Source organism: Paraburkholderia aromaticivorans (assembly GCF_002278075.1).
Classification (GTDB): Bacteria; Pseudomonadota; Gammaproteobacteria; order Burkholderiales; family Burkholderiaceae; genus Paraburkholderia; species Paraburkholderia aromaticivorans.
Genome location: NZ_CP022990.1, coordinates 857837 through 875554, shown reverse-complemented (window position 1 = coordinate 875554; position 17718 = coordinate 857837). Strand labels below are relative to the sequence as shown.

General features: G+C 65.2%; 16 protein-coding genes. 10 read left to right on the top strand and 6 right to left on the bottom strand.

Annotated features, from left to right (window positions below; all coding sequences use genetic code 11):
* Positions 1–49: 49 nt before the first annotated feature.
* Positions 50–1087 (bottom strand): AraC family transcriptional regulator, encoded by a 1038-nt coding sequence (locus CJU94_RS23600; protein WP_095421094.1) that lies wholly within the window; start codon positions 1085–1087, stop codon positions 50–52.
* A gap of 301 nt (positions 1088–1388) precedes the next feature.
* Between CJU94_RS23600 and CJU94_RS23595 the strand changes: the two genes are divergently transcribed.
* The 6 genes from CJU94_RS23595 (at position 1389) to CJU94_RS23570 (ending at position 8848) form a co-directional block, all read left to right on the top strand.
* Positions 1389–2522 (top strand): acyl-CoA dehydrogenase, encoded by a 1134-nt coding sequence (locus tag CJU94_RS23595; RefSeq protein ID WP_095421093.1) that lies wholly within the window; start codon positions 1389–1391, stop codon positions 2520–2522.
* A gap of 160 nt (positions 2523–2682) precedes the next feature.
* Positions 2683–4374, top strand: coding sequence for an AMP-binding protein (locus tag CJU94_RS23590; protein ID WP_095421092.1), 1692 nt, complete (start codon positions 2683–2685; stop codon positions 4372–4374).
* Positions 4375–4433: 59 nt separating this feature from the next.
* Entirely contained in the window at positions 4434–5945 is a 1512-nt protein-coding gene (locus tag CJU94_RS23585; protein ID WP_095421091.1) for a CoA-acylating methylmalonate-semialdehyde dehydrogenase, read from the top strand.
* A 37-nt stretch (positions 5946–5982) separates the two neighbouring features.
* Positions 5983–6888, top strand: coding sequence for a 3-hydroxyisobutyrate dehydrogenase (gene mmsB / locus CJU94_RS23580; protein ID WP_095421090.1), 906 nt, complete (start codon positions 5983–5985; stop codon positions 6886–6888).
* A complete protein-coding gene (locus CJU94_RS23575; RefSeq protein ID WP_095421089.1) occupies positions 6885–7700 on the top strand; it encodes an enoyl-CoA hydratase in 816 nt (271 codons plus the stop codon). Before mmsB ends, CJU94_RS23575 begins: the two co-directional genes overlap by 4 nt.
* A complete protein-coding gene (locus CJU94_RS23570; RefSeq protein ID WP_095421088.1) occupies positions 7700–8848 on the top strand; it encodes an enoyl-CoA hydratase/isomerase family protein in 1149 nt (382 codons plus the stop codon). Before CJU94_RS23575 ends, CJU94_RS23570 begins: the two co-directional genes overlap by 1 nt.
* An 84-nt stretch (positions 8849–8932) precedes the next feature.
* On the opposite strand, the gene CJU94_RS23565 is transcribed toward CJU94_RS23570, so the two are convergent.
* The gene (locus CJU94_RS23565; protein WP_095421087.1) at positions 8933–9373 is read right to left on the bottom strand and encodes a DUF3429 domain-containing protein; all 441 of its coding nucleotides are present in this window, start codon (positions 9371–9373) and stop codon (positions 8933–8935) included.
* Positions 9374–9736: 363 nt separating this feature from the next.
* Here CJU94_RS23565 and CJU94_RS23560 point away from each other — a divergent pair, with 363 nt between their 5' ends.
* The 4 genes from CJU94_RS23560 to CJU94_RS23545 all read left to right on the top strand — a co-directional run bounded on the left by CJU94_RS23560 (position 9737) and on the right by CJU94_RS23545 (position 13367).
* A complete protein-coding gene (locus CJU94_RS23560; RefSeq protein WP_095421086.1) occupies positions 9737–11314 on the top strand; it encodes a helix-turn-helix transcriptional regulator in 1578 nt (525 codons plus the stop codon).
* Between the two features lie 306 nt (positions 11315–11620).
* Positions 11621–11803 carry a CsbD family protein gene (locus CJU94_RS23555; RefSeq protein WP_095421085.1) on the top strand — a complete coding sequence of 61 codons (183 nt, stop codon included), beginning with the start codon at positions 11621–11623 and terminating at the stop codon, positions 11801–11803.
* 76 nt (positions 11804–11879) lie between these two features.
* Positions 11880–12122, top strand: coding sequence for a CsbD family protein (locus CJU94_RS23550; RefSeq protein ID WP_095421084.1), 243 nt, complete (start codon positions 11880–11882; stop codon positions 12120–12122).
* Positions 12123–12281: 159 nt separating this feature from the next.
* A complete protein-coding gene (locus CJU94_RS23545; protein ID WP_095421083.1) occupies positions 12282–13367 on the top strand; it encodes an AI-2E family transporter in 1086 nt (361 codons plus the stop codon).
* 52 nt (positions 13368–13419) lie between these two features.
* On the opposite strand, the gene CJU94_RS23540 is transcribed toward CJU94_RS23545, so the two are convergent.
* The 4 genes from CJU94_RS23540 to CJU94_RS23525 form a co-directional block, all read right to left on the bottom strand.
* Positions 13420–14676, bottom strand: coding sequence for an MFS transporter (locus tag CJU94_RS23540; protein WP_095421082.1), 1257 nt, complete (start codon positions 14674–14676; stop codon positions 13420–13422).
* 100 nt (positions 14677–14776) lie between these two features.
* Positions 14777–15604, bottom strand: a complete 828-nt coding sequence (locus tag CJU94_RS23535) for a siderophore-interacting protein (protein WP_425272224.1) — start codon at positions 15602–15604, stop codon at positions 14777–14779.
* 64 nt (positions 15605–15668) lie between these two features.
* The gene (locus CJU94_RS23530; protein WP_208645402.1) at positions 15669–16523 is read right to left on the bottom strand and encodes a PadR family transcriptional regulator; all 855 of its coding nucleotides are present in this window, start codon (positions 16521–16523) and stop codon (positions 15669–15671) included.
* 284 nt (positions 16524–16807) lie between these two features.
* Positions 16808–17656 (bottom strand): hypothetical protein, encoded by an 849-nt coding sequence (locus tag CJU94_RS23525; RefSeq protein ID WP_095421081.1) that lies wholly within the window; start codon positions 17654–17656, stop codon positions 16808–16810.
* Between the last annotated feature and the right edge of the window lie 62 nt (positions 17657–17718).

Genomic DNA, 17718 nt, shown 5'->3' with positions numbered 1-17718 from the left:
ACTGGAGCGGGCCGATACCCCACAAGAAGGCTGGCTTGCTCCTTACAGCTTAGTCCGATTCCGCCCGGCGCGTGAAATCCGCGCGCGCCGGCCGGTAATCGGTCGGCCGCATGCCGGTCCATTTGCGAAACGCGCGATGAAACGCGCTCGGTTCGGCAAACCCCACCGAGGTGGCGATATCGGCGATGGTGCGATCGGTGTCCTGCAATTCGCCGATCGCGATGTCGCGCCGCAGGTCGTCCTTGATCGACTGGTACGTATAGCCTTCCTGTTTCAAACGCCGCCGCATGGTGGCCTCGGCCACATGCAGCCGGTCGGCCATCTGATCGGCGGAGGGCCAGCCGGCCATCGGCATGGCGCGCAGCATCTTGCGCACGCGCGCCGCGAGCGACCCCGGATTGCGATACTTGACGATGAAGCTGCCCGGCGCGTCGCGCAGGAAAGGCTTGACCGACTTGGTGGTCTGGATCACGGGGAGATCGAGGAAAAGCGGTGCGAGGTCGACGTACGACTCGGCCTGGTCGAAGCTCATCTGATCGCAGAACATCAGGCGATACTCGTGCGCGGCGGGCGGCTCGGCGCAGCGAAAGCGCGCTTCGAGCAACGGAATGCGCCTCCCGACCAGCCAGCACAGCAGGCCGTACACGAGGATGAAGTAGGTCGCATAGGCGAACATGGCCGGTGGCGGCGCGCCAGGGTTTTCCACGAAGCGTAGCCGGACGCGCTGCGCGTCGGTGTCGACCTGCACGCCGAGATCGTCGAGCACCAGCCGCATGAAGCCGACCGCGCGCGCCAGCGCCTGCGCGCCGTTGCGCGCGCTCAGCGCGGTTTGCGTCATGGCGATGAAGCTGCCGCTTTTCATGCGATGCGAATCCTGGCCGAAGAATTCGTCGTCCAGCGCGCGCGCAATCGCGGCCCACAGCGCGCCGTATTGCGCCGACGACACCCGGCTTTTCGGCGACGTCAGCATCGGCGCCGCGATGCCGGCGGCTTCGGCAAGCGGCAGCGCGTCGAGGCCGCGCGCGTGCGCCAGCGCGAGCGCTTCCTCGACCATGCTGACGGAAATCGTGCCCTTATCGTTTTTCATGCGTATGCGGTGTCTCCGGCGTGTTCGGCGTGTTTGGATGATCGGGTCAAGCTGGCAAAATCGCTCAGCATTTTGCCCGTGGCGATTCGCCAAGTCCTTGAAATTGCGGCTGGAGTCAGCTTCGCATCGTACCAGTATGGTAAATGCGCTCACTCATAATGATCGGGCTGAGCATCGAACCGGCGCTGCGGCTTGCCTACACTGAGCCCGAACCGATCGCGTGCAACGCGTCCCGGGAGGCCACCGCGAGGCGGCAAACCAGCCGCGATCAGACGCACAGCACAGCACAGGACCGAGCGCCATGGACAGCTTCTACACCGACGAACAACGGATGATTCGCGACGCCGCGCGCGACTTCGCCACCGAGCGGCTTGCGCCTTACGCGGGTCAGTGGGACCGCGACGCGCAACTGCCCGCCGAAGTCGTCACGCAAATGGGCGAGCTCGGCTTTCTCGGCATGATCGTGCCGGCGGAGTGGGGCGGCTCTTACACCGACTATGTGGCCTACGCGCTCGCGCTCGAAGAGATCGCCGCGGGCTGCGCCGCCTGCGCCACGCTGATGAGCGTGCACAACTCGGTCGGCTGCGGACCGATCCTCAACTTCGGCACGGACGCGCAAAAAGACCGCTATCTGCAGGACCTCGCGACCGGCCGCCGCATCGGCGCGTTCTGCCTGACCGAACCGCAGGCGGGCTCCGAAGCGAACAACCTGCGCACCCGCGCCGTGCTGCGCGACGGCAAGTGGATTCTCAACGGCAGCAAGCAGTTCGTGACCAACGGCTCACGCGCCGACGTCGCGATCGTGTTCGCCGTCACCGACCCCGATCGCGGCAAACGCGGCCTGTCGGCGTTCATCGTGCCGACCGGTACGCCGGGCTTCAACGTCGGCAAGCCGGAACACAAGCTCGGCATTCGCGCCTCCGACACCTGCCCGATCTCGCTCGACGACTGCGCCATACCCGAGGCCAATCTGCTCGGCCAACCGGGCGAGGGCCTGCGCATCGCGCTGTCGAATCTCGAAGGCGGGCGCATCGGCATAGCCGCGCAGGCGGTCGGCATCGCGCGGGCTGCGTTCGATGCCGCGCGTCTCTATGCGAACGAACGCATCCAGTTCGGCAAGGCGCTGAAGGAGCATCAGACCATCGCCAACATGCTCGCCGATATGGCAACACGTCTGAACGCCGCGCGGCTGCTCGTGCATCACGCGGCGCGCCTGCGCACGCAAGGCAGGCCGTGTTTGTCGGAGGCCTCGCAGGCGAAGCTGTTCGCGTCGGAGCTGGCCGAGGAAATCTGCTCGAACGCGATCCAGATTCACGGCGGCTATGGTTATCTGGAGGACTATGCAGTGGAGCGCCACTATCGCGATGCGCGCATCACGCAGATTTACGAAGGAACGAGTGAAGTGCAGCGCATGGTGATTGCACGCCACGTGTAAATACAGACGGGGCGGCGTTTGAGCGCAAAATAGCTTGCCCGTCGAGCAGGCAAGTAGTGCAGCAGCGGGACCAAAAAATCGGAGCGCATATCGCGCCGGCAGTGCATGGGATCGGAGTAAGCGTTCAAAGCGCCGACTCCGGTCGACACAGGAGACGACGATGACTGCAGCGAAACACTTTTTCGACGCGCGCGATCTGTTACTGCGCCATCGAACCGACTACGACCGCGCGTACCGCGAATTCGCGTGGCCGGCATTGGGCGAGTTCAACTGGGCGCTCGACTATTTCGACGTGATCGCGCGCGACAACCACAATCCAGCGCTGTGGATCGTCGACGATCCCGCCGGTGACGGCTTGCGCCTCTCGTACGCGCAGATGTCGGAGCGCTCCGCGCGCATGGCGAATTTTCTGCGCGGTGTGGGTGTGGGCCGCGGCGACCGTGTGCTGTTGATGCTGCCGAACCGCGTCGAACTCTGGGACGTGATGCTCGCGGCCATGAAGCTCGGCGCGATCGTGCTGCCCGCCACCACCCAGCTTTCCGCCGACGACGTGCGCGACCGCGTGCAGATCGGCGGCGCGAAGTTCGTGGTGGTCGACAGCGCGGAGCTTGCCAAATTCGACACGCTCGAAACGCCGCTCACGCGCCTGTCGGTCGGCGCGCCGCGCGACGGCTGGATCGATCTGGCCGCGGCCCATGACGCGTCGCCGCAATTCACTGCGCAAGGCGTCACGCAAGCCACGGATCCGATGCTGCTGTACTTCACGTCGGGTACGACCTCGAAGCCCAAGCTCGTCGAACACACGCATCAAAGCTACCCGGTCGGCCATCTGTCGACCATGTACTGGATCGGCCTGCAACCGAACGACATCCATTGGAATATCAGCTCGCCGGGCTGGGCCAAGCACGCGTGGAGCTGCTTCTTCGCGCCGTGGAATGCGCAGGCCTGCGTGTTCGTGTTCAACTTCCCGCGTTTCGTGCCGAAAGAGACGCTGAACGTGCTGGTGCGTTTCAAGGTCACCACGCTATGCGCGCCGCCCACCGTGTGGCGCATGCTCGTGCAGGAGCCTCTGACCGATTACCCGGTCAAGCTGCGCGAGATCGTCGGCGCCGGCGAGCCGCTCAATCCCGAGATCATCGAACGGGTGAAGCACGCGTGGGGCATTACGATTCGCGACGGTTTCGGCCAGACCGAGACCACCTGCCAGATCGGCAATTCGCCGGGCCAGCCGGTCGTGCCCGGTTCGATGGGACGTCCGCTGCCGGGCTACCGGATCGAGCTACTCGATGCCGACGATCAGCCCGTCACCGAGGGCGAAATCGCGCTGCCGCTGGCCGAGCGGCCGCTCGGCCTGATGACCGGCTATGCGAACAACGCCAGCGCCACCGCGCAGGCCATGCGCAACGGCTTCTACCGCACGTCCGACGTCGCGCTGCGCCGTGACGACGGTTACTACGTGTATGTCGGCCGCGCCGACGACGTCTTCAAGTCGTCCGATTACCGCCTGAGTCCTTTTGAACTGGAAAGCGTGCTGATCGAACATGAGGCGATCGGCGAAGCCGCCGTGGTGCCGAGCGCCGACGCGCTGCGTCTGTCGGTGCCCAAGGCATTCGTCACCGTGCGTCACGGCTACGAAGCCGGACCCGAACTCGCGCGCGCCGTGTTCGCTTTCTCGCGCGAAAAACTCGCACCGTACAAGCGGATTCGCCGCCTGCAATTCAGCGAACTGCCCAAGACCATCTCCGGCAAGATCCGCCGCGTCGAATTGCGGCGCCGCGAAATGGAGCGCGCGGCTGAACCCGCGCGCCTGCCCGGCGAGTATTGGGAAGAGGACTTCCCGGATCTGCGTTGATTCTTTTCATCCCCAATCATTGCCCGGCCGCCTCGCGGCCACTGCACAGGAGTTTCAGCATGAACGCAACTGCGGCCATTGCCACCGTCAAGCTGTTGATCAACGGCGAGTTCGTCGAATCGAAGACCACCGAATGGCGCGACATCGTCAACCCCGCCACGCAGGAGGTGCTGGCGCGCGTACCGTTCGCCACCGCCGATGAGGTCAACGAAGCGATCCGCTGCGCGCACTCCGCTTTCAAGATCTGGAAGGACACGCCGATCGGCGCGCGCATGCGCATCATGCTGAAGTACCAGGCGCTGATTCGCGAGCATATGCCGCGTATCGCAAAGACCTTGAGCGCCGAGCAGGGCAAGACGATTCCCGACGCCGAAGGCGATATCTTCCGCGGCCTCGAAGTGGTCGAGCATGCGTGTTCGATCGGCACGTTGCAGCAGGGTGAATTCGCGGAGAACGTGGCGGGCGGCGTGGACACGTACACGTTGCGTCAGCCGATCGGCGTGTGCGCCGGCATCACGCCGTTCAACTTCCCGGCGATGATCCCGCTGTGGATGTTCCCGATGGCGATCGTGTGCGGCAATACGTTCGTGCTCAAGCCGTCCGAGCAGGATCCGCTCTCGACCATGCAACTGGTCGAACTCGCGCTCGAAGCCGGCGTGCCGAAGGGCGTGCTGAACGTGGTGCACGGCGGTAAAGACGTGGTCGACGCGCTGTGCACGCATGAACTCGTCAAGGCCATTTCGTTCGTCGGTTCGACGGCGGTCGGCACGCATGTGTACCGCCTCGGCAGCGAGCATGGCAAGCGCGTGCAATCGATGATGGGCGCGAAGAATCACGCGGTCGTGCTGCCCGACGCGAACCGCGAGCAGACGCTCAACGCGCTGGCCGGCGCGGGTTTCGGTGCCGCGGGGCAGCGCTGCATGGCGACTTCGGTAGTCGTGCTGGTGGGCGCCGCGCAGCAATGGTTGCCGGACCTGGTGGCGAAGGCGAAGACGCTTAAGGTCAACGCGGGCAACGAACCGAACACGGACATCGGCCCGGTGGTCTCGCGTGCCGCGAAGCAGCGCATTCTCGGCCTGATCGAAACGGGCGTGAAAGAAGGCGCCACGCTGGCGCTCGACGGCCGCGACGTCAAGGTGCCGGGCTACGAGCAGGGCAACTTTATCGGGCCGACGGTGTTTACCGACGTCACCACCGAAATGGACATCTACCGCCAGGAAATCTTCGGCCCGGTGCTAGTAGTGTTGAGCGTCGCCTCGCTCGACGACGCGATCGAACTCGTGAACCGCAATCCGTTCGGCAACGGCGTGGGCCTCTTCACGCAGAGCGGCGCGGCGGCGCGCAAGTTCCAGAGCGAGATCGATATCGGCCAGGTCGGTATCAACATTCCGATTCCGGTGCCGGTGCCGTTCTTCAGCTTCACGGGCTCGCGCGGCTCGAAGCTCGGCGACCTCGGCCCGTACGGCAAACAGGTCGTGCAGTTCTATACGCAGACCAAGACCGTCACCGCCCGCTGGTTCGACGACGACACGGTGAACGACGGCGTCAACACGACCATCAGCCTGCGCTGAGCGCGTGGCGAGCGAGCGGACACACGGAGACGACATCATGAAAATAGGCTTTATCGGACTCGGCAACATGGGCGCGCCCATGGCGCACAACCTGCTCAAGGCGGGCCACGCGGTCAATGTGTTCGACCTCAACGCGCAAGCGGTGCAGGCGCTCGTCGACGCGGGCGCGAAGGCCGCCGCTTCGCCGCAAGCGGCGGTGACCGACGTGGAATGCGTGATCACCATGCTGCCCGCCGCCGCGCATGTGCGCAGCGTGCTGACCGCGGACGACGGCATCTTCGCGGGCATCGCCAGGGGCGTGACCATCATCGATTCGAGCACGATCGATCCCGTGAGCGTCAAGGCGTTCGCCGAACTCGCGCAGCAGCACGGCAACAGCTTCGTCGATGCGCCGGTTTCAGGCGGGACTGGCGGCGCGGCGGCGGGCACGCTGACCTTCATGGTCGGGGGCAGCGCGAGCGCGTTTGAGCAGGTCAAGCCGGTGCTCGCGGCAATGGGTAAGAACATCGTGCATTGCGGCGATACCGGCACGGGCCAGGTCGCGAAGATCTGCAACAACCTCGTGCTCGGCATCACGATGGCGGGTGTGGCGGAGGCCATGTCGCTCGGCGAGGCGCTCGGCATCGACGCGAAAGTGCTGGGCGGCATCATCAATACGTCGACGGGGCGCTGCTGGAGTTCCGATACGTATAACCCGATGCCGGGCGTGATCGAGACGGCGCCGTCCACACGCGGTTACACCGGCGGCTTCGGCACGGATCTGATGCTCAAGGACCTGGGCCTCGCCACCGACGCCGCGAAAGCGGCGCGTCAACCGGTCTATCTCGGCGCGTTGGCTCAGCAGCTCTATCAGACGATGAGCAGCAAAGGCGCGGGACGCCTCGACTTTTCCGCGGTCATCAAGCTCTATCGCCAGGACGGCAAGGACGGAGGCGCGTCATGATCGAACTGGACTACGCGCACGACGGCGCCGTCGCGCAGCTCACGCTCAAGCGGCCGCCCGCCAATGCGTTCACGCCCGAGGGCTTGTTGCAATTGCAACAGACGGTCGAGCGCCTGAACGGCGAGGCGCGCGTGCGGGCAATCGTGATTACCGGCGACGGCCCCAGGTTCTTCAGCGCGGGCGCCGATCTGAATAGGTTCGCCGACGGCGATCGCGAAGTCGCACGCTCGGCGGCGGCACGCTTCGGCGCGGCATTCGAAACCTTGCAGAACGCGCGGCCTGTCGTGATCGCGGCGATCAACGGTTATGCGATGGGCGGCGGCCTCGAATGCGCGCTGGCTTGCGATATCCGCATCGCGGAACAGCACGCGTTGCTGGCGCTGCCCGAGACCGCGGTCGGCCTGCTGCCCTGCGGTTGCGGCACGCAGACGCTGCCGTGGCTGGTCGGCGAAGGCTGGGCCAAACGGATGATCCTCACCGGCGAGCGCGTCGACTCGGCGACGGCATTGCGCATTGGGCTCGTCGAAGAAGTGGTGGAGAAGGGCGCGGCGCGCGAGGCCGCGCTGACCATGGCCGCGCGCGTCGCCACGTTGAGCCCGCAGGCGGTCGGCTTCAGCAAGACGCTGATCCATCAGGCTCGCAACGGCGTGCCGCGCACGGCGGCGCTGGCGCTGGAACGCGAGCGCTTTGTCGATCTGTTCGACGGCGCCGATCAGCGCGAAGGCGTCAACGCGTTCCTCGAGAAACGCACGCCACGCTGGCAGGTGACGCAGACCACGCAGACCACGCAGGCCGATCAGGAGACGAGCTGATGAGCGCCTTGCAAAGCGCCGTACCCGATGCGGGTCTCGAAGCGGAACGCGAGATTCTGTTTCGCGTCGTCAACCGCGTGGCGATCATCACGCTGAACCGGCCGGCCGCGCTCAACGCGCTTTCGCATGCCATGGTGCGCGAGCTGGCCGTGCTGGTCGAGCATTGCCGCAGCGACGAGGGCATCGTCGCGCTGGTGCTGAAGGGCGCGGGCGCCAAGGGCTTCTGCGCCGGCGGCGACGTGCGCGAAGTGCAGCGGCTTGCCCGCGACGGCGACAGCCGCTGGCTCGCGTTCTTCGTCGACGAATACCGGCTCGACTACGCGCTGCATACGTTCCCGAAGCCGGTGGTCGCGCTGCTCGACGGTATTGCGATGGGCGGCGGCATGGGGCTGGGCCAGGCGGCGCGGCTGCGCATCGTGACCGAGCGCAGCAAGATCGCCATGCCGGAGACTCGTATCGGTTTCCTGCCGGACGTCGGCGCGACGCGTTTTCTCAGCGTGATGCCCGCGGAACTCGAGCTGTATGTCGGGCTGACCGGCGCGACCTTGTCCGGCGCCGACGCCTTGCGCCTGCAACTGGCGGATCTATGCGTGCCGGCCGACTGGCTCTCCAGCTTCGAAGAGCGCTTGCAGCGCATCTCGCATGAAGGCGACCTGCTCGCCGCGTTGCGCGGCGTGTTCGAGCCGCCGTGCAATATCGTTCCGCACGCGGCGCTGGGGCCGTTCACGCAACTGATCCTGCGCCACTTCGACCGGCGCTCGAGCATCGAGCGGATGGTCGCGACGCTGCGTCACGACCTCGAGCGCGAGCCGCCGCGCGAGGTGAAGCAATGGTTGCAGTCCGCCTACGACGCGCTGACGAGCCATTCGCCCACCCTGCTTTACGTCACCCGTGAGGCGCTTTTGCGCGGCCGGCAGATGACGCTGGCGGAATGCTTTCGCATGGAGCTGGGCATCGTCAAACGCGTGATCGAGGAGGGCGACTTCTGCGAAGGCGTGCGAGCCCAATTGATCGACAAGGATCGCAACGCCCGCTGGGCGCCTGCCACACTCGCCGAGGTGCGGCCCGAACGCGTCAGGCACTTTCTCGCTTCGCCGTGGAAGCGGGAGGCGCATCCGCTCGCCGCGTTGGGCGCGGAGGAGGGGTGAACTAAAGGTTGAAAAAAGGGTTGAAAAAAGGGTTGAAAAAAGTGGACGCTTGCGTGGCGCACGCCGCGCAGGCATCCACCTGCATCATTGCATAGCCGACAACAGGCACAGCGCGCCGACGGTGGTCAGCAACGCGCGCATGCGCAGATACCAGCCCGGCAGCGCGTCGATACGCCAGAGCGCCAGATCGACCAGCAGGCACGCCGCAAGCAGCGCCGCCATGCCCGGCAACGCGTAGCGCGTGCCGATCGCCAGCAGCGCCCACGCGGCGACAGCCGGCAGAACACTCCAGCCGAGCGCCATGGCCGAATGCGGCTGCGAACCCGCTGCCGCCAGCCAGATTCCCCAATGCACCGCGCCCACGAACGACACGATGCACGCGCCGTACGCCAGCATGGCGTGGCGCAAGAACGCTTCGTGCGCGCCGAACGTGTTGACCAGCACCGCCAGCCCCACAAACGGAATCGCCCCCGCCAGACCCAGTGCGATCGGCAGTCCCGGCGATGCCGTGGCGGTCGGTGTCATGTTTGCACCTCTTGCGCGATACTGCGGCAATTTGACTCGTGATAGGTTGATAATAGGCTATATCGGATGCATCATGAAGCAAAAATATGGGTCAAATATGGAAAATGACACGTGAATATGGAGTCGTTGAAACGGTAATTGTATTTTTTGCACGTCGCGACACTTGCGCCGGCGCCCTTCATCGTCCTCCCGCCCGAAGCCTCGAAACTGGCACTGAAGTCTCGCCTGGCGGCTCGGCCCGCTGCGCCTGGTGCATGTGCACCAGGCGGCATGGTGCATTGGCTATTGGCGCCCGGCCGCGTTCTGGGCGATTCTGCATGCTGGACAGGCTTTCGCGCGTGCTACTCGCGCTCATCATCGACAATGACGACCACAAGCTCCGCTGCACTCTCTTCCGTGGTGCAATCCAATGAACCCGACGGCGCGCCGCCCACCGACGACACGGTGCTGCGCTCGCAGACCGACCGTCGCCAGTTGCACCAGATCATCACGGGGCTGACCGAGGGTGTGATCCTCGTCGAACCGGACCAGACGATCGTCTGGGCGAATCAGGCCGCGCTCGACATGCACGGCATCACCGAAGTCGCGCAACTGGGCGCCGACGTCACCGAATACCGCGAGCGTTTCCGGTTGCGCTATCGCAACAACCATCCGCTGCCGGAAGGCAGTTATCCGATCGAACGCGTGGTTGCGGGCGAGTGCTTCAGCGATGTGGTCGTCGAAGTCTTTCCGGCGCACGACGACGAGGTGAACTGGGTGCATCGCGTGCGCAGCCTCGTGCTGACCAATGCGCGCGGCGAGCCCGACTGTCTCGCGCTGATCCTGCACGACGCGAGCGAATGGGCGAGCGCGGAGAAGCGCTTCGAAAAGACCTTCAACGCCAATCCCGCGCCGGCGGTGATCTGCCGCCTGAGCGACCAGCGCTATATCAAGGTCAACCAGGGCTTTCTGGAAATGACCGGCTATGTGCGCGAGGACGTGATCGGCCGCTCGGTGTACGAGCTCGACGTGTTCGAAGGCGCCGAGAGGCGCGAACTCGCGGTCGAACGGCTCAGCGAAGGCGCGACTATTCCGCAAATGGAAGCCTCGCTGCGGCTGCCCAAAGGCGGCACGAAGTTCGTGGTGGTGGCCGGTCAGCCGATCGACATCGGCGAAGAGGCCTGCATGCTGTTCACCTTCATGGATCTGGAGCCGCGCAAGCGCGCCGAAAGCGCGCTGCGTCAGAGCGAGGAGCGCTTCGAGAAGTCGTTCAGGATGACGCCCGTGTCCACCGCGCTCTTCGCGGCCGGCGACTACATCACGCTCGATATCAACGACGCCTTCACCGCGACCACCGGCTTCACCCCGGAGGAGTTGCTCGGCAAACCGCTCGATCAAAGCCGCTTGTGGACCGACGACGCCTGCGCGCGCATCAGCGCCGCGCTGGAGGAGAGCGGCAGCCTGCGCAACGTGGAGTTCATCGTGACGAGCCACGCGGGCGAAACGCTGAATTGCCTCGTCTCCGCGGAGGCGGTCAGCATCCACGGCAAGGACTGCGTGTTGATGACCTTGCTCGACATTACCGAGCGCAAGCGTTCCGAAATGGAACTGGTGACGGCGATCGAAACCGTCATGCAGGATGCCTCGTGGTTCAGCCAGACGCTGATCGAAAAGCTGGTCAACGTGCGGCGCGCGAATGCGCCCGACGCGGGCGGCCATCTCGCCGATCTGACCGCGCGCGAGCGCGACGTGTTCGCCTGCCTGTGCGGCGGCCTCGCCGACAAGGAGATCGCGCGCGAACTGGGGCTGGCGCCGAACACCGTGCGCAATCACGTCGCCACGATCTACGCGAAGCTCGACGTGCACAGTCGTGCCGAGGCGATCGTATGGGCACGCGCGCGTGGCCATTTCGGGCTTGCTCCCGGCAGCGCGCCGCGCCGCAAAGGCGCCAAACCGGCCTGAACCCGTTGTGGGCCCGCCGGGTTTCAGCGGGCAACGGTGGCCGGGAACGAACCGTGCTGACGAGGTTCGGCCGGCCCGAAGCGGACGACGACAGGCACGCCGGCGCTCCGCACACCGATGCATGGCAAGACGCGTTCAAATGCACCAGGCGATCACGTGCATGCGTGACTGTCGGCAGCCGCGCCGAGTGGCGACAATGCAATCGTGCGTCGAGTGCCAGGGGTTGAAGCGGCGACGCTCACCCATGCATCGCGCGGCTGGCGTCTCGGCGTTTCTGTGCAACTCAACCGTTTTAAGGAAACCGTCATGGACAAGAATCGTGTGGAAGGTGCGGCGAAACAGGTCAAGGGTTCCGTGAAGGAAGCGATCGGCAAGGTCACCGGCAACCGGACGACGCAGGCCGAAGGCGCGGCTGAAAAACTCGCCGGCAAGGTCCAGTCGAAAGTCGGCGAAGCCGCGGATGCGGTACGCAACCGCGTGAAGCGGTAACGGTCGCAACGGTGGTCGGGGTCGAGCGCCGGTTTTCGCCGACGACGGCCTCACCACTCTGTTCAAGGAGGATCACATGAATTCAAATCAGTTCGAAGGTTCCGTGAAGGATGCGGCAGGCAAGGTGCAGGACGCCGTCGGCGGCCTGACGGGCAAGGTGGATCTGCAAGCCGAGGGCAAGGTCCGCCAGCTTGCCGGCAAGGCGCAGGCGAAATATGGCGACAGCGTCGATCAGGTCGCCGAAACGGCTCGCAGCAATCCGATCGGCGCGCTGCTGATCGCAGCCGGCGTGGGTTTTCTGTTGGCCAGGCTGCTGTAAATCCGCCACGCGCCGCGCCGCCGGGTGCAGTCGTCACCTCGTCGCCGGCGCGTTCGTTGGGCCCGCGGTTGGCCCCGGATGCCTTGGTTATCCGATGTTCGTTCGATGTTCCCGGCGCGTTCGAGGCGCCGGATCTCATCGTCTATTCGAGGAAGGTTCATGCTGGGATTCGACGTCGGCACGGCCAGAAAAGTCTGGACCGCGTTGCTTATCGCGCTGCTGTTCTTCTGCATTTATATGGCGTCATCCACCGTGCTGGTGGTGGTGTTCGCGGTTTTCTTCAGCTACCTCGTCTATCCGCTGGTCGACCTGGTCGAGCGCATCCGGCCGCGCCGCGTGCCGCGAGTGGCGTCGATCGCGCTGGTGTTCGTGGTGGTGGTCGCGGTGATCGCGGTGGTCGGCTCGCTCTTCGGCGTGCAATTGCAGGATCAGGCGACGCATCTGTTCGCGCAGCTGCCCGCCTTGATGAAGTCCGACGTGCCCAATCGCTTTCCGTTACCGCACTTTCTCGAACCGCTGCGCGAACGGATCGTGGATTTCGTGCGCAGCCAGATCGAGACCGGCTCCGACAAGGCCGTGCCGATGGCGCGCAGCGTCGGCCTCGGCGTGATGCATGCGGCCAGCAACCTGATCTACCTCGTGCTGATTCCGATTCTGAGCTTCCTGCTGATCAACGAAGGCCCGCAGATGCGGGATGCGTTTCTGAACCTGCTGACGGACCGGCATCGCGTGTTATGGGCGCAGATCGTGACCGATCTGAACCTGCTGTTGTCGAAGTACGTGCGGGCGCTGTTGTTCCTGTCGCTCGCCACGCTGATCTGCTATGGCGTGGCGTTCTCGCTGCTCGGGGTGCCTTACGCGTTCCTGCTGGCGGTGAGCGCGGGCCTGCTGGAGTTCGTGCCGTTCGCGGGGCCGCTCGGCGCGATCGCCATTACGTTGGTGGTGGCCGTGTTCAGCGGCTATGCGCATCTGCTCTGGCTGGTGATCTTTATCGCGCTGTACCGGCTCTTCCAGGATTACGTGCTCAATCCTTATCTGATGAGCGAAGGCGTCGAAGTCAGCCCGTTCCTGGTCATTGTCGGTTTGCTGGCCGGCGATCAGTTGGGCGGCGTGGCGGGGATCTTTCTGGCCGTGCCGGTGATCGCCATGTTGAAAATCGTCATCGGCCGCGCGCGGGTTTTCTATTCGGCCTCGCGCGATGAAGGGCAAGCCGCGCGCCGGGCGTTGACGGGCAAAGCCGACTGAGCTTTGCCGTTCGCGCGGCGCCTTGCAGGACAGCGCCGCGCGAGGCGCGCACTCAGCTTTCGCCGACCGCTTCACCGTGCAGCATCTGCGGCGCGGGCACAGTGCTTTGGGCGCCGCGTACGCGCGAAACCCACACAACGCCGGCCAGCCCGACAGCAACCGAAACCCAGCCGACCGTGCCGTATCCGACAATCTGCCCATGAGGCGAGGTGCCGAGCATCAGGCCACCGATCCATGCACCGCATCCGGTGCCCAATGCCTGGAGCGCACTGTTCGCGCTGAGAAACGCACCTCGCCGGGCAGGCTCGGGCACCGTGGTCAGCAGCGCCTGCATCGGCACCATGCGCGCGGACATCAGCACCATGAAGAACGGGAAGAACATCACCAGCGCGTAGAACGGCAGATCCGGCAAATGCGTGACGAACAGCACCGGCAGGAATGCGAGCACGGCCACGATGCGGAACACCCGCCGCGTGCCGAACCGGTCCGCCAGCCCGCCCACGCGGCGCGACGTGAAGAAGGTCGCCGCGCCGCCCGCCATATAGAGCCAGGACAGCTGCTCGGGCGCGACGCCGTGATTGGCGACCAGCACCGGAGAAATGAACGGAATCACCAGCATGTGCGCGACCATCATCATGAACGTGAGCGCAAACGCGTTCAGATGCCGCGGGTTGCTCAGGAGCCGCCATAGATCCGGCAGCACTTCCGCGAGCGGCGGCTGACGGCGGCTCAAATGTCCGGTCAGCGACGGCACCAGTCGCCATCCCGCCGACCAGACGAGAAGCGACAGCGCCACCAGCAGGAAGAACGGCGCCGCCCAGCCGAAATGGGCGCCCAGCATCACGCCGGCCGGCACGCCCGCAATCGCCGCGAGGGAAAAGGCGGTCATGATCGTCCCGGTGGCGGCACCACGGCGTTGCACGGGAATCACATCGCCGACGATCGCCATGATCACCGAGCCCAGCACGCCACCCGTGATGCCCGCGAAGGCGCGCGCGGCCAGCAGCAACGCAAAGCTGTCGGCCAGCGCGCACGCGAGGTTCGAGAGCGCGAACAGCGCGTACATGGTCAGCAGCAGACGCCGCCGGTCGAAGCGGTCGATATAGGTCGCCGCGAACAGTCCCGACAGCCCCGAGCACCACGAATACGCCGACACGGCCGTGGCAAACGCAGCCGGCGTGATGGCGAACGCGTGCATGATCTGCGGGCCGAGCGGCATCATCACCATGAAGTCCATGATGATGGTGAATTGCGTCAGCGCGAGCAGCCACAGCAGGCGGCGTTCGTGCATTGCGTTTATTGAGTACATCGGTCGATTCCTTGTTGTTATTCTCGGCACGCCGCTCGCGCGGCCGGCGCCGCAACATGCGTGCGCCGTAGCACTGTGCCTCGCCCCGGACGGCGCGCGTTCAATCGTCGAGCGATTCGTGCACCGCTTCGGCACCCTGTTTCCAGTAACTGGCCGCGCGAATGCGCGATTTCTCGACGCCGCGCTCCGTGCACAGGTGATAGCGCACCGCGCGCATGGTCGCGGATTCGCCGGCCGCCCACACGTAGCCTTCGCCGTCTTCGGGCAGGTAGATTTCGCGGACCGCCTGCAGCAAAGCTTCGCCGCGCAAACCCGCTTCATTGCGATGGCGCCAGACCAGATGCAGCTCGGCTTGCGTCGTGAACTCGATCTGCGCCGACGCGTCGGCCACTTCGATCACCGCCGCGACGCGCGTGCCGGCCGGCAACTCTTCCAGGCGGCGGGCGATGGCGGGCAGCGCGGTGTCGTCGCCGATCAGCAAGTGCCAGTCGAAGCCCTTGGGAATCACGAGCGAACCGCGCGGGCCGCCGATGCCCAGGTACTGGCCCACTTTGGCTTGCGCCGCCCAGGCAGCCGCCGGGCCCGCGTCGTGCATGGCGAATTCGATGTCGAGTTCGCGCGCCTCGCGATCGAAGCGGCGCGGCGTGAAGTCGCGCGCGACCGGGCGCGGCTGGCCGGCCGGAAACACCGGACCGTCCGGGCCCGCTTCGGGCAGCGCCGGCTTGTCCGCGCCGGGTTCGGGGAAGAACACTTTGATGTGGTCGTCGAACGAAGCGGAGACGAAGTCGTGCAGGTCTTCACCCGTGAAGGTGACGCGGATCAGATGCGGGGTCAGCGCGCGCACCTGCTTGACCTGCAGCAGACGGAATTTCAGCGGATGCCGCACGCGCTGGACTGCCAGATCGGTTGGTTGGTGTTTCATCAGCATGAGGTTGCTACTCCTGTTGGTTGGCTGCGCGCGTTCCCGCGCGGCAGGCGCGGGCGGCGCGATCTCAGAGGGCTGTGGCGCCGCCGTTCTCGCTTGCGTCGCTGTCCGGTTTGACCGCGTCTTCGATTTCTTTGGCCGCGCGCATCAGGATTTCGGCAATGCGTCGCTGTTCGGCCGCCGGCGCGTTGTCGCGGAGCAGCAGCGCACGCTTGAGCGCGCGGCGCGCTTCGTTCAGTTCGGGCAGCCAGCCGCCTTCGCTGATGTCGGCCGGTTCTTCGCCGGCAAACGCGCGGCGCACCGAGTCCATCTTGCGGGCGATATGGCTAAGCCTGGCGAGCATCAACTCGACGCGTTCGCGATTGGCGGCCAGATAGTCGCGGCCCGTTTGCGACAGCTCGTAGCGCTTGCGGTTGCCTTCGACTTGCACCGTCACGTAGCCGAGTTCTTCCAGATACGTGAGCGCCGGATAGACCATGCCGGGGCTCGGGCTGTAGAAGCCGTTCGAACGCGTTTCGAGGGCTTTGATCAGCTCGTAGCCGTGGCTCGGCTGCGTGCCGATCATCGACAGGAGCAGCAGTTGCAGGTCGTCGGAGGTGAATTTGCGGCCGCGCGGAAACCCGTCGCCGTCGCCGCCGAAGCTGCCCGCGCCGCCGCCGAAGCGCCCGCCGCGCCCGCCGCCGCGATGCTCATGATGACGGCCGATGGCGTGCCACAGCGCGTGCAGCGAAAAGCGCTCGTAGCCGTGGCGGGTCTGGGTGCGGGGGGCGCCGCAGTCGCCACGGTTGTCATGTTCGCCGCGAAACTCGTGACGGCGGGCGAACGCATGCCAGAGCGCGTGCAGCGACTCGCGCTCGTGGCCGATGGAAGAGGGGCTAGTGTCCGCTGCGTGCGCACGGGAAAAACGGTGGTGATGACGCATCTTGGGAACTCCCATTTGTGTCTTAAGATGTGTCGTAAGATATATATCTAAAGATAGTTTGTCAAACTGGTTTTTTGCGATGTGGGTCTCGCCGCGCGTTATTCGATGTCAAACGATCATCAAAAAAATGGCATTCATGCCTTCGGGGAAGGCGTGAAAAACATGGGAAGTTCATTCAGAGCGTGACGGGACTTGAGACGCGGGCCGGGAGCAACGCGCCGGACCGCTCTCGCCGCGGGTGACAGTTGACCCGTCAGGCGCGGCCGCATAATCGATGACCCGCGCTACGAGCCAACCCTGATAAGCAGCGTCACATCTTTATCGATGACCGCCTGGTCGGACCCGAACACGCCTGCGGGAATCACGAACTTCCCACCGTAGTGAATCGTGTGCAACCCTGCGGAGAGCGGCTCCAGCAGCAGGTAATAGCCGTCTGCGGCGGAGCTCCCTTTGCCTCCGGTGTGGCCGAAAATCCAGGGACTCGGGGCAGAAAACGAGAACAGGCCGATCTTCGTGCGATAAGCGGTGATATTGGCTACCGACACGCCGTCGATGGTGCAGAACAATCCCTGGATGTCGCTCGCGAAGGCGCTGACAATTTTCAGCTGGTCCGCCGTGAATGCCCGGATCGGCGGGTCGTTCAGCGACGTCGTCCCCTGGGCCATGGGTAGGAAGATAGACGAGCCGTCGAGCAACGACAGGAAGAGGGAGGTCCCCGCGGGGATGGTCGTGGCTACCTGATTGCAGGTCAGCCGTGTCGAATTGGGTGTGGCCCAATACCATACGTTTCCCATTTGGGCCGCTGAAATGGGACGATGGTTGCAGTCGTCGAACGGATGCGGAAGCGGACCGAGCGGCAGCTCCAGCGCCCACCGCCAGAACGAGACAGCCCACTGACTGTATGTCTTGCCGCGGAACGGCGCATCGAGCGACACCACATGTGGATTCACGACCCGTTCCGCTGGGTTGGCACTGTTGCCGGCCGCCGGGTTGGCCGCGACCTCGCTCTCGCCACCTCCGCCACATCCCGCCAAAGAAATCGCAATCACCGTCATCACGGCCGAGGTGCGCAGTACATGTCCGGCCGGCGCGATGGTCGCGGTGCGGTCTTGCGCTTCGGAGTGGGCGCTCATGCTGCTCTCCTGCCGGGTATCGCTTCCACAGCGGCTACGCAATACATGGAAGAGGGCGCCGC

Excerpts from the sequence above, each read along its gene's own strand:
- CJU94_RS23595 (WP_095421093.1), top strand. The coding sequence starts at position 1,389 with ATGGACAGCTTCTACACCGACGAACAACGGATGATTCGCGACGCCGCG.
- CJU94_RS23540 (WP_095421082.1), bottom strand. The coding sequence starts at position 14,676 with ATGTACTCAATAAACGCAATGCACGAACGCCGCCTGCTGTGGCTGCTC.
- CJU94_RS23530 (WP_208645402.1), bottom strand. The coding sequence starts at position 16,523 with ATGCGTCATCACCACCGTTTTTCCCGTGCGCACGCAGCGGACACTAGC.
- CJU94_RS23560 (WP_095421086.1), top strand. The coding sequence starts at position 9,737 with ATGACGACCACAAGCTCCGCTGCACTCTCTTCCGTGGTGCAATCCAAT.
- CJU94_RS23525 (WP_095421081.1), bottom strand. The coding sequence starts at position 17,656 with ATGAGCGCCCACTCCGAAGCGCAAGACCGCACCGCGACCATCGCGCCG.
- CJU94_RS23535 (WP_425272224.1), bottom strand. The coding sequence starts at position 15,604 with ATGCTGATGAAACACCAACCAACCGATCTGGCAGTCCAGCGCGTGCGG.
- CJU94_RS23555 (WP_095421085.1), top strand. The coding sequence starts at position 11,621 with ATGGACAAGAATCGTGTGGAAGGTGCGGCGAAACAGGTCAAGGGTTCC.
- CJU94_RS23575 (WP_095421089.1), top strand. The coding sequence starts at position 6,885 with ATGATCGAACTGGACTACGCGCACGACGGCGCCGTCGCGCAGCTCACG.
- mmsB (WP_095421090.1), top strand. The coding sequence starts at position 5,983 with ATGAAAATAGGCTTTATCGGACTCGGCAACATGGGCGCGCCCATGGCG.
- CJU94_RS23585 (WP_095421091.1), top strand. The coding sequence starts at position 4,434 with ATGAACGCAACTGCGGCCATTGCCACCGTCAAGCTGTTGATCAACGGC.
- CJU94_RS23570 (WP_095421088.1), top strand. The coding sequence starts at position 7,700 with ATGAGCGCCTTGCAAAGCGCCGTACCCGATGCGGGTCTCGAAGCGGAA.
- CJU94_RS23545 (WP_095421083.1), top strand. The coding sequence starts at position 12,282 with ATGCTGGGATTCGACGTCGGCACGGCCAGAAAAGTCTGGACCGCGTTG.
- CJU94_RS23550 (WP_095421084.1), top strand. The coding sequence starts at position 11,880 with ATGAATTCAAATCAGTTCGAAGGTTCCGTGAAGGATGCGGCAGGCAAG.
- CJU94_RS23600 (WP_095421094.1), bottom strand. The coding sequence starts at position 1,087 with ATGAAAAACGATAAGGGCACGATTTCCGTCAGCATGGTCGAGGAAGCG.
- CJU94_RS23590 (WP_095421092.1), top strand. The coding sequence starts at position 2,683 with ATGACTGCAGCGAAACACTTTTTCGACGCGCGCGATCTGTTACTGCGC.
- CJU94_RS23565 (WP_095421087.1), bottom strand. The coding sequence starts at position 9,373 with ATGACACCGACCGCCACGGCATCGCCGGGACTGCCGATCGCACTGGGT.